The following is a 14,242-nucleotide window of genomic DNA, read 5'->3' as shown; positions in this document are numbered from 1 at the left end:
TGATTTTCTGTCGCAAAACCAATCGGCATAAAAATAAGTGCTTTTGCCCCTAATTCTATTAAATTTCCCAACATTTAATGAATTGGTATAAAGCAGGAGATAAAGGAGAGTTTGATAAATCGTTGGCTTGCTCAGAAGCAGAGTCTTGTTGCTGTTCTTGTGATGGATTCTGCTGCTGTTCTTCGGACTTTTGACGTAAAGCTCTCACTTCTTCGATCAGTACCGATACAGTTACAGCTAATTGGTTGATAGCTGTAAACATGACCCGCATTGATTCATTTTCTAACTGCTGTGCGCTTTGAGTGCCTTGAATGGCTTCTCCATTTTCGATAGTAGTCATCAATATTACCTCGGGTTATAAAGGTTTACACTGGTAGCGATCTATTGGCTGAACGAGACGGTCAAGAGCAACTTGGTTGCCGTTCAGCGCAAAAACAGGTATCCCATCAAAAGCAATCACAATCTGCTGAGGGCGGTATGTGGTTGATACAAAGGCTTGATAGTGAATGCCAAGTGCGCTTTGTTGGTGAGCCAGATATCCGTCACAAAAAAATTCAAGAACTCTCCATCGGTAGTCGGGAGTGACCGCAGGTGGCAGTTTTTTGGCTTCTTCTAGTAAGCGTTCAAGGTCTAATAGATGTGTTTGCATAATTGATATTCCTTCTTAAAATCCAACAATGACCGTATCTTTTTCTTTAACGGAGTAAAACGGAAATGGCCCGATGATGTAGGGTGAAGTGCCACAGAAGATGGCAAAACGAAAATAAAGTGAGAACTGAGCTTGTCCTGCTGCTTCATCAGTTTCATTCAGCACGACCTTAAAACTTTTACTAAAGGGATGTCGCCCTGTTGGTTCTTTTCCTGTCAGGCATCCTGAACCCCCACTCACCCACTGAGAATCACCAGAGATCCACTGTTTACCTTGCATCAGCTTTGGCCATCCTGGTAGATCTCCAAGTTCAAGATGAGCGCAGTTGGACTGATTGCAGGGAACCTGAAATCCCTCGTTATAGCTACCAGTGATGGTATTGGTGCGATTAGCCTCCTCATCAGAAAACACAACATCTGCCATTGCTAAAGGTAGGTTGACATCTATCAAATCAGAGAGATAAGTTTTAAAAGGAAGTTGGTCGAGTCCAGGAATATTAGAAATCGGTAGGCTTTCCCAATCAGTAAACTTGTCTATCGGCAGTTCGCTTAATCCTGGAATTGAAGTCAAAGAATAATTATTTAGAGTCGGTAACTCCTCTAGAGTTAAAGAACTGAAATTAGCATTTTGAGAGAGTTGCGAAAGCGTTCGGTTAGATAGATTCTCAGATACATCAGTCCCAAACTGTTGTTTGATGAGTGCTTTAAAAGGAGCAACCTGCTTTAATCGAGTTGAACCCAACGAAGGGATGGTATCGACAAAATCCTTCAGTGAAAGTTTTTTGAGAAAAGATGCCGCTTCTAAAGAAACTTGCTCAGGGGAAAGACCAATCTCTTTAAGAATATACCCCATCGACATCTGAGGTAATTTGGTATCAGAAAAAGTGCCTAATTGCAGGATTTCAGAAGCAGGTGTTCCAGCACGCCAAGAAATATCTCCAAAAGAGCCATCACGCATTACTGTACCGAGGTCGGAAATTGAAAGCTCCGCAAAATTGGGCGTTTGGGCTTTGACTGGGCGAGGGGGTAGCAGTACAAATGAGGCGAGTGTGCCTGCAAGCAGGAGAGTAGTCAGATGTTTTAGATAATCGGAAACCATAAAGACCTTCACAATTTGAATTATAAAAAAGTTAAGAACGATCGCTTTTAATTGACGGCTTCTGATTGAGTGCCTAGTTGAAGAATGCGCTCAAGTGTATCTTGAGAAAGATTGTTTCGCCCTCGCGCCTCTTCCTCGCCATAGCCTGTTTTAAGATCCTCTAAAAATAGTTCAACACGAGTCAAAACAAGCCGATTTTTGGTAGTAGTATTCAGTTCTTGTTGAGCGCGTGTTAGTCCTTTTTCGTAAAGAGCAATCCGTTCGGGTGAAAGAGGAATTCCCCGATTTGTGGTTTGGCTCGTCAGCGTAAGACGCGGTAGGCTAGACGGTTTCGAGGCTACAGTCGGCAGTAAATTAGCAACAAGGTATTGTGGTCGCCCTTTGCCGTACGTAAGAATGAATTTGTAAATCCGTTCACCTTGTTGGGAAAGTGTCACCACCGTTAGTGTTGTTAAAGATGTAGCGGGAAGATTTTGAAACTGCAAGCCAGTAATCCGTTTCAGATGCAGCACTTTCACACCTCCCGCACAGGGTAGGGCTACGCACAAATTACCCGCATAGTCAAGAGTCAGTTTTGAAGGATCGTCAAGCCAAATTTGCTTAACATATTCATTGGCAAGACCTGATAGATTGACGGTTAATCCTGCACCTGGCCAAACCATTAAAGTGGGAAACTTTCCTTGACGAGCTTCTATTTGGCTGGCGTTGAAGTTTCGGCTATAGTTTGTCGTAGGACGTGCTTGAGCTTGTGCCATCGTATTGCAATTCAAAGAGAATACTGAAGCACACAACAATATAGGTAATGTTTGTTGCATGAAGTGTTTCTCCTATTCAAAATCTAATTCTGGAGTAGCCGTTTCAGTCGTAGATGCGCCAGGAGGTAAAGCTAAAGGACGAGTCAACCTTACTGTTACAGAAGTGCCATCATTGACTGTGTAGATCCGAATGCCATTATTCTGAGTGCGGCGATTACTTCCACCACTAAGTGCATTAAACACTAGAGCTAAATTTGTTGCTTTTTCAATTCCAGCTAATCCACCTAATGCACCAGCCAGTTGTCCTAATTGGTTAGCTGAAAGTCCGCCACCATCTTCACCAACCGTTCGGACTTCAGCAAGGACTGGGCCATCTTTACCAGAGATAGCGATCGCATCGGGTTGCAGTTCTACTTCTTGATATTGCCCTTCAATCTCGTAAGCGAGTTTACGAGGTATAAAAGAGATCATTGGGCCGTTAACTTTCACCATAGCCGTTAGTCTTGCTCCAGTAGGAACCAATGACTTTGAGAGTCGATCTTTAATTGGTTCATTCAGGACGATAGAAACCAAAATTTCTTCAGAGTCACGACTAGGTGAAACACTGGTATTAGCTGGTACAGCAAGACCTCCTTCAATTCGTCCGTTTAGTTTTTGTACTGGAACATCTTGATAAGAATAATTTGAGGTAACTTTTTGCTGAGAGACTAAAACCGTTGAAGGCTCATCGCTGACAGCAGTTTGATCATCCGTTTCGGCAACTAAAGAAATGGGTCTAGGAGATGACGCACTGATATTATTTCCTTTCGCTTTAAACGAACCGAGAGCAGCTAAATCTTGCCACTGTTTTTGAGGATCGATTGCTTTTGAACTTGGCTGGACAGAGCGAACTGTAGGCAGTCGAGATACAATTCTTCTTGGGTTAGTAGATATTGAATTAACAGGATAAGGACGTTGGTTATAGGAAGAATTAGTGGTAAAGTCTCTCGATGACTGCCTTACAACTGCTCTAGTTTTTCGTGGAGACGTTGGAGTCACATTTTGCTGACTGATTTTCGCTTTGGGGCTTTCTGGTTTTTCCTTAAGTGAAGGTTGTGCAGGTGCATCGGATTTTTTGTCTAGTTGATGGCGTTTCATCTGTTGTGCTTGTTGAGAAAGTGCTAATTGAGCTAAAAGTTCTTCTTTTTCCCTCTTTTCAGGCTCTTGAGCGAATAATTCTTCGGTTTGAGCATCTCGACTTTTTGCACCTCCGTTTGAAGCCTGCAAGTTCCCCATTGGATTTTGAAATAAACTATAAAAAAGGACAAGAAAACCAACGACTCCTGCGGTACCCAGTGCTACCAGTGAAAGCTTACTTAAAGGGTGACTCGCAAAACTGTGATAGGTGAAGTGTTGCTGAAACTCCTCTTCTAAGTCGGCATCAAGCGGAACATCAGGAGTTGTTGCCTGTATTGTACTGGTTGGTTCAGCAGGAGCAGTATTGCTATTCGTAGTGTTTTTGGTTGAGGAACCATTGAACCCCAGAACATCTTGAATCTGTTTGAGTTTGTCAGACATAGTGTTATTCCTTGCTTTTAGGGGTTGATTCGTCGGTTGGCTTTGAATTTTTTTGAGGTGTACTCTCAGGTAATTCCAGAAAATCTCCCCCACGCGGTATGGTGGTATCAATAGGAGCCATTTTCACAATCCGAAGTCCGATCGCAGTAATCTCAAAAATCTCTTTTTGCAGTTCTGTAGAAATGTCAGGAAGTGGCTCGAACTGAGGATTAACGGATTGGAGATACAAAACTTGACGAAAAGGCTGTGGTTCAATTTGAGATAAAGGATTTGAAGAACTAGCCAAATCGCCATCAAGGATATAACGCGCCCCAACAACAGTTACCGTCGACTGTCCAGGCTTCCCTTCAATCGGAATTGGCTCCCCAATAAAATCAATCTTGAAGAAAATTTGTGTATTACCTGTAAATACACCTTGAGGGGTAATTGTCGCTAGTCGAGAGAGAAAAGCATCTCTAAACTCTGGGGCAATGGCACCCATAACAACAACATAAGCACTGACTGTAACGCGATCTCCACCTTCGGAACCTTTTAGTTTTGGAACGCGAATGCCAGCATCAAATTGCCCCTGTGATTCAAAACCCAATCGCTGTGATGAACTCTTTTTTTGCGAAATGGGAGCGGCAGTAAACATAGCCGTCAGAAGATCTGATGTAAATCGCTGAATGGCTTTAGGCGTTCTTTGTGTTGCAGGAATTGCATCGACTAAAAAACCCCTTCCATCCGATTGCTCCACCAGAATTGCTCCTGGTTTATTGGCAATTCGTCCTGCTTGGACGAGGACAATTAAATTAGAGCCAAAGACCAACGCCAAAACGCCCAGATTTAAGAGTAAAAATGCCCACAATCCTAAAAGATTAGTCCTCTTTTCAAAAGATTTGCGAATGTGCTGTAAGGAGATTTGAGAACGATCGGCATTGGCACTTGAAACATTTTCATTTTTATGTCCGAAAAGTTTAAATGACATAATATCCTCACGGGATAAAAGAATAATCGATTAATTTCGAGATGGGGCAGATAAAGGAATCCCACCTGTCATCACGGCAGAAGCCCCAGCAGTAACAGTGCCGCCAACGATACTGGTAAAGGCTGTCCAGACGACAAACCCTGAACCTGATGCTAGGGAGAAGGAAATAATAGGAGCAAAAACTCCGACAAACAAGGGGAACCAGCCTGGATCGTTAACCCCAGAGTTGGTCGCTGTGACCGCAGCTAGACCGACGAGAATGTTAAAACAAATCTTGGCTAGTGCTACAGAGAAAAACCCAGTCAGCCATGCAACGAGAGAATTGACCCCGAAAAAATAGAGACTACCGCCCACCGCAAGAGGAGACATCAGTCCAACTACTAAAAGCACAGCCTCTAGCAGGTGTTGATAGGCTTGCATACACCAGTAGAGAATCGAGTAGACAATGGGTTGCCAGACAGGAGAAAAAAGTCCGACGAGGCTAAAAGAATCACCCTGTTGCAAAGCATTGCCTGCATCTTTAAAGCGATCAATAATACTGCCAATCCAGTTAAGCGGGCCGAAGGCCGCCCCAATCGTATCAGCAATGACATCAGCCTGTCCTGCTGCACCCTGCAAACAAGCGACTTGATCTTGTCCTTGCATCGACAAACAGGGCTTGTAGATGAACTCCAGAACACTTTTTAGAATCATCCCGCCCTGCAATTCCTTTAACACTTCATCGATCTTGACTCCAGCCAGTGTTCCAGCCAAAACCCCGTTAGAAACTTGATTGACTAAAGAGCGAAGCTGAATCACGCAGATCGCTAACAATGCTCCCTGGCCTGCAAAAAGACTGATTGCAAGAACTGCCCAAAAGACGGCTACTGCATCGACGGGTCGAGATTCGTTTAAAGCACGATAAATCCGAACGCCAGACAGGATCAGGGCTGCAACAGCAAAAAGTAAGCCCAAGTTAGTAATAGCAGCATAAAGGGTCTGACCGCCAACCGAACCATTGCCAAAAACAAGGTTCCAGTTATTGTCCCAAGTCTGAGAGACTTTTTGAGCATCTTCGAGACCATTTTGCAAGACATCACTTAAGGTCGCACCAAGCAGTGGTGGAAAAATAGACACAGCTTCACCTCCTTAAAACAAACCTGCTCTCGTTGCGGCATTCACAAAACCTTCTACGTTAACACGCTCTTTTGCATAACGGTCTGAGCGTTGCTCATCAAGTGTTTCTGAGATGTTGGACAAATTTAGATTGGCAATTTGTGAGTCAACACGGCTCATTTGACCATCTTTGACTTGCTGCTGTGCCAGAATGGCTTGCTGGGCAGTTGTCCAAGCTAGAATCTTCACCGCATCTTGTGTACTTTCGGCTTTTAAAGCTTCTTCACCTGTTTCTAAAATCGATTGAGTGACCTCGGCCGCATTTTCTAAAGAGTCTGATACCTGCTGCTGTCCATCTTCACCCAGAATCGTATCGGCATGAAGTGCTGTAACTCCTCGATCTCCTGCATTCATCGCTAGGCCTTGAACTTGTCCTGAATTGGTGTAGTATCCCCAGACTGGAAGCTTATTACTCTGCTCGAGTTCATAGCGGATTTCTTTTTGATAGTCAAGTGGAATTGGAATATTCAGCGTTCCTCTTGCTGTTTCAAGAAGATCGCCTAATTTTGAACCATCAGCAGTAAGTTGTCCGCAGAGTCCTTCAGGCGCAGTAATGTATTGATTATTGCTTCCATTGCAAGTTCCCATATATTTATCAAGGACAAGCTGTAAAAGTTCTCGACCATCTGAATTAGTAATATCTTCGACATATCCCTTGACTTCCTTGTAAAGATCTAAAGCCTCTCCTGTCCATCCTCCAGAAAGTTTATTAGCTAGATCGATAAAAGAAGAGTTGAAAGCGAAAACGGCTGTTGGGGAGAGAATGGCTGCAACAATTAGCCCAAGCGTAGTAAGCTTTTTCTGTTTTGCTGATAGTTTTAATTTAGGAACATTTGATTGGAAAAACATCATTAAATTACCTCACGAAGCGATAGGCATGGATTGTTGAGGGCTGGTAATCGGCTTTTCTTGCTCGTACACTTCAAGGATGCCTTTGCGTGTTTGTGCTGCCTTGCGGTACATTTGTGAAAACTGATAGAGGGCGAGAAATGAGTTATCGGGATAGTGTTCGGTTAAAGCGGTTCTCACTTTGGCTTCATCTGTGTTGTTAGCCAAAGTCGCAAGCTGTACGGGAGGCGCGTAGTAATTGACAAAGGTATAGCGGCTACCATCGTAGAAAAGCCACTGAGTTTTTCCTTGTACACGATCGGGTTCAAACTCAGCACAACGTTTAACCATAGTTTCAGACACACCAAGAATCCGACAACACGATTCAATTGCAGTCTCTTCGACTCGCCCCAAAAATCGATAGTGCATATTCTGCAAGATATCGCCTCTAGTGGCGGCACTTTGAGCCAGTTGATCGGGAGCTTGAGCACTTAGTACAACCCGAATTCCCGACTTAGAACCGTTTGCAAACAGAGCAGCGACAATTTTAGCGATCGCGGGAAACTTAATCAGAATGGGTGACTCATCAATGAAAAAGAGACTACGGGGATACTCCAATGAGCGACTGTAAGCAGCCGTAAAAGCAATAAGGGCAAAGATCTCAGATTCATCTTCTTTGAGAGCCGTTAGCGCAAAGACAATCAGTTTGGCATCAGGTTTAACCGTACTAGGAGAGCCGATTGCAGAGCCGATTTCACTGTGTAACCAGTAACTCAGCCTCAGTTTGACAAAATATAATGTATTTTCAAGGGCTTCCTCATTCATGGCAAAATCTTCAGGAAGCTCACTGGCAATAGTATTTTTGCGTAAATATACTGAATACTTTGATTTAATTTACTCTAAATTGTAGTGAAATCAACTAGATAATCTAATTCAGTTTGGAGGAATACTAAGAATGACACTCCTAGTGACTAGGTGATTCTTTTAAGCGTACACATATGGAAGAAACAGTACACGATAATTTCTTTAGGAATTTTATCGTAGTAACAGCAACTATATCCGCCGCCTATAAGCTTCCTGAAACATCAGGTATTTATGCTTTCTATCATGCATTTGACTTTTTAGAAGACAATTTGTCTGATGATATAGATACTCGCATCAAAAGTACAGTATTTAAAACAAAATTTTTGGAAGAAGATAATAAAAGCAAGTTCATTATCGATACTTGTGGAGAATCAGTTTGTTTGTCTCAAAGAATGTCTCAATTTCTCAAAACTGTTTCTCAACCTAAAGAACGAAGAATGTTAAAAAATCTCCTAATATCATGTAGTATTTTTCAACGTCCAGATTACATTGGTACAGCTACTAACTTAAGAAATAGATATGTACAGCATTTGGAGCGAGATGACGGATTTTTCTCAAAATACGCAGACTTAAAAGCTAATGATGAATTTTTATTCGTCTGCTTACCCTGTCCAAAAAATATTTCCAGAGAATTAGAAAGTCTTTTAATTCAACTATGTCAACCTAAATTTAATACACAAAGGAGTTAAAAAATGGAATTAGATAATCAGTCTCCAGAGACGATTGAATATAAAGCGATTAGTGGGACTTTTGGTGAGGTTAGATATTTCATATCAACTCTCGATCAAAGTGATGCTGTTGAAAACATTCAATTTGCCGATGAAATTCAAAACAGTTGGAACTTTTCTGAACGAGTTCAGAGAAAATTAGATGAAAACAGAGCAAATGTAGAGATATTTTCTTACCTAGCACAAGGTGGAATTCGCTTTTTTAATTCAATTGTAGTGGTACTTTTACCTAACTCGAATAATCAAAGAGAATTTTGGGACTTTGAGGAAGTTAAAAGCCAAGGAAAAGTCGTAGAAAAATGGGTCAATTTAAAGTTATATAAAAACGTAGCTAGAATTGTCATTGATGGTCAACATAGACTTCTTTCATTAAAAAGATATTGGGATGCTCATACTGGAAAAGAACCGTTAAGCCCTCAACAAATAAATGACAACTTCAATTGCTTAGAAATCTTTGATATACCTGTTGTTTATTTAGTATTTGGAGATCTTGGTAGGGTTGGTCATGCAGATTTAAGCGAAACTGTAAGAGATGAGATAATCAAAGCAACTCGCAATATCTTTACAGTTATAAACAAGACTGCAAAATCAATTGATAAACAGACCCAACTATTACTTGATGACAGTAAAATATCAGCATTAATTCCTAGAAAGCTTTTAGAGGAAAAAGTGCTTGAAGAGAAATTCATTAGATGGTCTTCCACATCACCACAATTGAACCAGTCAGAGCCTTATCTAACGCATTTAGATTTTGTTAGCCAATGTACTATTGAACTATTAAAAGATTATCAGAAGGAAGCTTTAAAGAAATCATTCAATGCACCAATCGAGCGTAATAAAGCTCTGGATGATTATTATGAATCTCATCCCAAACTTCTTAAAATAGGCACAAAAGCATTACTTAAATGGTTTTTCACTGAACTTCAGCCATTTAAGGATTGGAGAACACAAATTGATCACTTAGGAATAAATATTCCTATCCAACCGAAGCAACCTCGATTGACTACAAGCCAAAAAACAAGTATAAAAACATTACGTTATTCTAGCATTCTGTATACTATTTTAGGACAAAAAATTCTTTTTTTCGCTATTTCAAGATTCTTGCTTAGGATATCTGCAGAATATCGTATTCCAGAAACTCTTAACGCCATCTCAGATAGTATTACTAAAATGGATGAAAGCAACTTTTTCAATCGTGATCAACCGCATTGGTCTTATATTTTAGTGGAGTCAAATGTAAAACTAAACATGATAAACAAAGGCTCTGGCTCTGAGAGATGTATAGAGCTTATCAAAATGATATTGCTTGATTCCTCTGAAGGTGTGAGAGATTTAATAAAACGTACTAAAGATGAAATTAGTAATCAAGTTAACTGGAATGAAAATTTAATTTCTACTTGGAGAAAAGAATATCATGTGATATTACCTAAAGTTGAATTAATTAATGAGCAGATCAAGGAATCTTCTGAATCAGATGAATTATTTGCTGAAGTTCGAGATTCGCTTGATTCTTCTGATGAAGATGATGAGGTGTTTTTTGAAGAGCGAGATTTATTTGATTTTTCTGATGAAGATGACGAGGAATCTGATGAGATTGAAGATGATGAGGATATTTTTCAAGAAACTGAGGAAGAGCAAGATTAATGAAGCAATAAAAATAAGGAACTTTCATGGTCTTTTTGTCCTCTTGCTTGTTGAGATATATATCTAAAGTTTTTTAGGTAGAGTAACAATAAACTTGGTGTAACATCCTACTTCAGTTTCAAACTTGAGTTCACCGCGATGCTTGCCAACAATAATATCGTGAGTAATTGACAGACCTAAGCCCGTTCCTGAGCCTCGCAGTTTAGTAGTAACAAAGGGTTGAAAAATTTGTGTTTGTAGTTCCAACGGTATTCCTAATCCGTTATCGTAGATCCCAATCTCTACAGATGCTCCCAAATCTTTAGTGATTAGTGAAATAGTAGGTTTATAGTTATCTGAGTGAGTTTGTTGTTTTAGTGTAACAGCATCATAAGCATTATCAATAATATTAATTAATGCCTGAGTCAGTTCGGGAACTACTACTTTTATATTTTTTAAAGAAGGAGCATAATTAGTAACTAATTTAATTTTAACTGTATTATTGTGTGATTTTTTACTATGATGAACTAACTTATATGCCGTATCAAGAAGTTGATTAATATTAGTTAAGCTTGGCGTTAAGTCTTGAGTATTAGCTTGTGGAAGGAGAGCCTTAATAATAAGATCAATTCGTTGAGTTTGATTTTTAATAGTTACAAGATTCTCAAGGATTAAGGATAGAGATTCATGAATATTTTGAGATTCTTCGTCATTCAAACTTTCTGGAACATTTTTCAATAATTCTTGTAACTCCTGTTCTAACTCTAATGATAGGTCAGCAAAATTTTTAATAAGATTAACAGGATTTCTGATTTCATGCGTAATTCCCGCACTGATAACCCCTAAGTAAGCTAATTTTTCTTGAGCAATAATTTGTTGTTGAGTATTTTCTAGCTGATGCAAAGTTGACTTAAGTTGTTGATTATTTTCTTCTAATTCTTGAGTTCGTTCTTTGACTTTTTTCTCTAAGCTTAAATTAGCTTCCTGAAGGCGACTGATATAAATAGTAAAAGAGATAATAATACTTGATAACCCTAGACCAAAAAGCGGAGAAATAACAGAAATCCACCAAGCATTTAGAAAAGCCAGATAAACACTTACCAGTAAAATAACTGAGAAAGCTATTGTTCCTAAACTAATAATCGAGAATAGCTTAATTGCATTTTGAGTAGTACGCCATTGCCATGCCCAAACGGATGGAAGTAAAATCCACCCAAAAATCCAGAGGTATTCTACAGGTTCAGGCCAAGTTCTAATCAGTGATCTATGATCAAGTACGGTACTAATAATCTGGCTGGTTACATTAGCATGAATTTCTACACCATAAGTTAGTAGAGGAGATGAATTTTCGCCCTTACTATAAGGAGTATAAAAGTAGTCTTTTAAGCTAATCGCTCTTGAACCAATTAAGACAATTTTATCTTTAAATAAATCGGCAGCGATTTCATTTTCTAAAACCTGAGTAAAACTAACTTTTTGGAAAGCTTGTTTTGCTCCTCGATAATTGAGAATAATCTGATATTCAGCCGTTCCTACATTAAGATAGCTACCTTCATTTTTTTGTAACGGATAAAAAATAGTATTACCTAATTTTAACCAACCACCATCAGTAGACGGAGTTGGATGAATTCTCTCTTTTTTCAAATATTCAAAAGCTACCGCTAGTCCAAAACTCGGTAAAGCTGGTTGTTCTGGGGTTCGCGGAAAAAGAATCGCACGACGGAGAACCCCATCTCGATCAATAACTAAATCACTAGCACTCACTTGTCCTAATTCTTTTAAAATGGGGGGAGGTGCAATAGTTGGATAAAATTGGTCACCACTAACTTTTTGAATACCAATTAAATGAGGCGTTGTTTTAAAGACTTTAGTTAGTTCTTTATAACCTGGAGGAACTGGAATATCTCGGTGTAGATCTAAACCAATAACTCTTGGATTTTGAGTTTTGATTTTAGTAATTAGTTTAGCTAAAAGATGATCGCTGATTGGCCACTGTTTATATTTTTGTATGTCTGTTTCTTCTAAACCGACAATGATAATTCTGTTATCGGGCGGTTCTTGAGGGCGAATTTTAAAGAGTAGATCTAAACTTGACCATGCTAAAGGCTGAAACCAGCCGAGCAAGCGTACTAGAGTAATTAACGCGGTTACATTAGAAACTGTGATTATTGCTCCTCGCCATTCCCAAACTAATCTCTTAAATTGCTCAAACATAAGCTATCGGTGATTTGCAAACTTTTCCATCAGACGGCTCTTGTTTAAGCCAATTTGCTGTAATAACTGCCAAAAATAAGCAGGGGCATTAGAGTTAGGAGCTTCGGTATAAGCTTGATAGCTGGTCGTGATAGCATCATACCAAATACCTGATTGGGCAAAAATTTGCGCTTTAGTAAGAGGATTACTCGTAGCATTTAGTTTTTGGCGTAATTCAGTCGTCAAGGGGATTCGTTTAATAACTGCACGTGCATAAGCATTTTCTGAGGGTCGTTTCTCATTACAGAGAATGGCGACAGTCCAATAGTATTCTTTATTAACTTCTAGTGTAGGGCGGTCTGAAGGTAAATTAATTTGAATGATCCCAGGTCGTTTAACCGTCAACTTGTTCTCTAGTAGCGGTTCACTCACACCAAGTTCCACTAGAGTAAAAAGTAGGGGTTGGGAGGGAATATTGTCAATATATAAGAGTAAAGTAGGATGTGGGGAAATCGTAGTTGGAATATGATAACTTGGGACAAGTAAGGTGAGAGATACTTCCCTTTGGTTCGGACATCCTCTTTAACCACCTGAAGTTACACTCTGGCGACGCTCTTTAGCAGGTGGAGGAGGAACATAGCCTGACTTTCCTTGAGCCATTGTCATTTCTGACCAAAAAAGTAAGCCTAATAGTTGAATTAGTCCCAACGAACAAATATTAGTAAAAATAATGAACAGTTTTTGATACATTGATCGTTATCATCATAGCAGTTTAAATTAATCTAAGCCGATTGATGAACACTTCAGAATCAGCAAAAAGGATGATTAAGCAATCTAAAAAATGGTACATTTCTTTTCTATTCTGGAGTAGCTTACTCTTAATTTTGTGGATTCACTATCTGTTTATCCAGCCAATCCGAGGAGAAGTAGCTGATGTCACTCAATCAGTCCAACAGGCTCAAAATTATTACTTAAAGGGTCAGTTTCAACAGGCAATCAGCTTACTAGAAAATTTATTAACTACATCTGAAGGAATCGATCAAGCAACAATCCAGTGCTATTTAGCAGCTTCATATCGTGAAAGTGGTCAATTGAATAAAGCAATCAAAAATTGGAAAGCCGCACTTGAAATTTATCGTAATCAGAACAGTCAAGCTCTCCAACCGCAATTAATCGCTGTTCTGAGCGATTTAGGACAGACTTACAATGCTTTAGGTCAATTTAGACGAGCAATACCCTTGCTTGAAGAAGCCATAAAATTAGCCGAGAATAATCAAGAACTGAAAACACAAGCAATTGCCTGGGATATTCTAGGAACCAGTCATACCCTTTCAGGAGACTATGACAAAGCCATCAAAGCCTATAAAACGAGTCTTAATTTGTTTGAGCAATTAAACCATCCTGATTTAACGACTATCACCTTAAACAATCTCAGCAATACATTTTCTAAGCGTCAGTTGAAAGCTTTAGATGAAGCGCAAGCAGCACAACTAGAAGAAGATGAAACGCAAGCCAATTATCTTTTAAGTTTAGCTGAAGAAGATCGGCGATCGGCTTTGGCTACAGCAACTCAAGCAGTGGAAGTAAGTCGCAACCTTAATAGTTTGTCGGCGGTTAGAGCCAGATTACAGTTAATGAAGTTAAATCCGACTATAGATTATCGTACTTCTGTAGGCTCAATTCTTAAACTGTTGCCTAATTCTCGTCGTCAAGTCTATGAGTTGATCAATCTAGCTGCATTGATAGATGAAAGTGAAGCAATTGAGATTCTTGAAAAGGGAATAGGAATTGCTCATCAACTAGGTGATACTAAGTTGCGAATTAG

At 39.7% G+C, this 14,242-nt stretch carries 14 protein-coding genes and 1 pseudogene; 3 read left to right on the top strand and 12 right to left on the bottom strand.

What is annotated here, in order from left to right; genetic code table 11:
* Positions 1 to 58: 58 nt before the first annotated feature.
* From CFPU101_RS23715 to CFPU101_RS23675, 9 genes are read right to left on the bottom strand one after another with little or no spacing between them, the layout of a single operon-like run.
* On the bottom strand, positions 59 to 340 hold the full coding sequence (locus CFPU101_RS23715) for a hypothetical protein (protein ID WP_206818141.1): 282 nt from the start codon (positions 338 to 340) through the stop codon (positions 59 to 61).
* Between the two features lie 15 nt (positions 341 to 355).
* Positions 356 to 649, bottom strand: a complete 294-nt coding sequence (locus CFPU101_RS23710; RefSeq protein WP_206818139.1) for a hypothetical protein — start codon at positions 647 to 649, stop codon at positions 356 to 358.
* A gap of 15 nt (positions 650 to 664) precedes the next feature.
* Positions 665 to 1,747, bottom strand: a complete 1,083-nt coding sequence (locus tag CFPU101_RS23705) for a hypothetical protein (protein WP_206818137.1) — start codon at positions 1,745 to 1,747, stop codon at positions 665 to 667.
* 47 nt (positions 1,748 to 1,794) lie between these two features.
* Positions 1,795 to 2,562 carry a hypothetical protein gene (locus CFPU101_RS23700; RefSeq protein ID WP_206818135.1) on the bottom strand — a complete coding sequence of 256 codons (768 nt, stop codon included), beginning with the start codon at positions 2,560 to 2,562 and terminating at the stop codon, positions 1,795 to 1,797.
* 12 nt (positions 2,563 to 2,574) lie between these two features.
* Positions 2,575 to 4,059, bottom strand: coding sequence for a hypothetical protein (locus CFPU101_RS23695; RefSeq protein WP_206818133.1), 1,485 nt, complete (start codon positions 4,057 to 4,059; stop codon positions 2,575 to 2,577).
* 4 nt (positions 4,060 to 4,063) lie between these two features.
* Positions 4,064 to 5,026 (bottom strand): hypothetical protein, encoded by a 963-nt coding sequence (locus CFPU101_RS23690; RefSeq protein WP_206818130.1) that lies wholly within the window; start codon positions 5,024 to 5,026, stop codon positions 4,064 to 4,066.
* A gap of 30 nt (positions 5,027 to 5,056) precedes the next feature.
* Positions 5,057 to 6,142, bottom strand: coding sequence for a hypothetical protein (locus CFPU101_RS23685; RefSeq protein WP_206818128.1), 1,086 nt, complete (start codon positions 6,140 to 6,142; stop codon positions 5,057 to 5,059).
* Between the two features lie 12 nt (positions 6,143 to 6,154).
* Positions 6,155 to 7,033 carry a hypothetical protein gene (locus CFPU101_RS23680; protein WP_206818126.1) on the bottom strand — a complete coding sequence of 293 codons (879 nt, stop codon included), beginning with the start codon at positions 7,031 to 7,033 and terminating at the stop codon, positions 6,155 to 6,157.
* A 9-nt stretch (positions 7,034 to 7,042) separates the two neighbouring features.
* Positions 7,043 to 7,834 carry a type IV secretory system conjugative DNA transfer family protein gene (locus tag CFPU101_RS23675; RefSeq protein ID WP_242578225.1) on the bottom strand — a complete coding sequence of 264 codons (792 nt, stop codon included), beginning with the start codon at positions 7,832 to 7,834 and terminating at the stop codon, positions 7,043 to 7,045.
* Positions 7,835 to 8,007: 173 nt separating this feature from the next.
* Between CFPU101_RS23675 and CFPU101_RS23670 the strand changes: the two genes are divergently transcribed.
* Entirely contained in the window at positions 8,008 to 8,562 is a 555-nt protein-coding gene (locus CFPU101_RS23670; RefSeq protein ID WP_206818124.1) for a GIY-YIG nuclease family protein, read from the top strand.
* Between the two features lie 3 nt (positions 8,563 to 8,565).
* Positions 8,566 to 10,245, top strand: coding sequence for a DNA sulfur modification protein DndB (locus CFPU101_RS23665; protein ID WP_206818122.1), 1,680 nt, complete (start codon positions 8,566 to 8,568; stop codon positions 10,243 to 10,245).
* A 63-nt stretch (positions 10,246 to 10,308) separates the two neighbouring features.
* Here the strand turns inward: CFPU101_RS23665 and CFPU101_RS23660 are convergent, their stop codons facing one another.
* The 3 genes and pseudogenes from CFPU101_RS23660 to CFPU101_RS23650 form a co-directional block, all read right to left on the bottom strand.
* Positions 10,309 to 12,438: a CHASE2 domain-containing protein gene (locus CFPU101_RS23660; protein WP_206818120.1), complete on the bottom strand. Its 2,130-nt coding sequence runs from the start codon at positions 12,436 to 12,438 to the stop codon at positions 10,309 to 10,311.
* Positions 12,439 to 12,441: 3 nt separating this feature from the next.
* Positions 12,442 to 12,987, bottom strand: a pseudogene (locus tag CFPU101_RS23655) (DUF928 domain-containing protein); the annotation flags it as partial.
* A 12-nt stretch (positions 12,988 to 12,999) separates the two neighbouring features.
* Positions 13,000 to 13,167, bottom strand: a complete 168-nt coding sequence (locus tag CFPU101_RS23650) for a hypothetical protein (RefSeq protein ID WP_206818118.1) — start codon at positions 13,165 to 13,167, stop codon at positions 13,000 to 13,002.
* Positions 13,168 to 13,238: 71 nt separating this feature from the next.
* Here CFPU101_RS23650 and CFPU101_RS23645 point away from each other — a divergent pair.
* On the top strand, positions 13,239 to 14,242 hold a 1,004-nt coding region (locus CFPU101_RS23645; protein ID WP_206818116.1), incomplete at its 3' end, for a lipopolysaccharide assembly protein LapB.

It is taken from the genome of Chroococcus sp. FPU101 (assembly GCF_017312365.1).
Lineage (GTDB): Bacteria > Cyanobacteriota > Cyanobacteriia > Cyanobacteriales > Microcystaceae > Chroococcus.
The sequence above is the reverse complement of the archived record's forward strand: the minus strand, read 5'-3'. Positions and strand labels throughout refer to the sequence as shown.

Excerpts from the sequence above, each read along its gene's own strand:
- CFPU101_RS23710 (WP_206818139.1), bottom strand. The coding sequence starts at position 649 with ATGCAAACACATCTATTAGACCTTGAACGCTTACTAGAAGAAGCCAAA.
- CFPU101_RS23700 (WP_206818135.1), bottom strand. The coding sequence starts at position 2,562 with ATGCAACAAACATTACCTATATTGTTGTGTGCTTCAGTATTCTCTTTG.
- CFPU101_RS23660 (WP_206818120.1), bottom strand. The coding sequence starts at position 12,438 with ATGTTTGAGCAATTTAAGAGATTAGTTTGGGAATGGCGAGGAGCAATA.
- CFPU101_RS23670 (WP_206818124.1), top strand. The coding sequence starts at position 8,008 with ATGGAAGAAACAGTACACGATAATTTCTTTAGGAATTTTATCGTAGTA.
- CFPU101_RS23715 (WP_206818141.1), bottom strand. The coding sequence starts at position 340 with ATGACTACTATCGAAAATGGAGAAGCCATTCAAGGCACTCAAAGCGCA.
- CFPU101_RS23650 (WP_206818118.1), bottom strand. The coding sequence starts at position 13,167 with ATGTATCAAAAACTGTTCATTATTTTTACTAATATTTGTTCGTTGGGA.
- CFPU101_RS23705 (WP_206818137.1), bottom strand. The coding sequence starts at position 1,747 with ATGGTTTCCGATTATCTAAAACATCTGACTACTCTCCTGCTTGCAGGC.
- CFPU101_RS23690 (WP_206818130.1), bottom strand. The coding sequence starts at position 5,026 with ATGTCATTTAAACTTTTCGGACATAAAAATGAAAATGTTTCAAGTGCC.
- CFPU101_RS23680 (WP_206818126.1), bottom strand. The coding sequence starts at position 7,033 with ATGATGTTTTTCCAATCAAATGTTCCTAAATTAAAACTATCAGCAAAA.
- CFPU101_RS23675 (WP_242578225.1), bottom strand. The coding sequence starts at position 7,834 with ATGAATGAGGAAGCCCTTGAAAATACATTATATTTTGTCAAACTGAGG.
- CFPU101_RS23665 (WP_206818122.1), top strand. The coding sequence starts at position 8,566 with ATGGAATTAGATAATCAGTCTCCAGAGACGATTGAATATAAAGCGATT.
- CFPU101_RS23695 (WP_206818133.1), bottom strand. The coding sequence starts at position 4,059 with ATGTCTGACAAACTCAAACAGATTCAAGATGTTCTGGGGTTCAATGGT.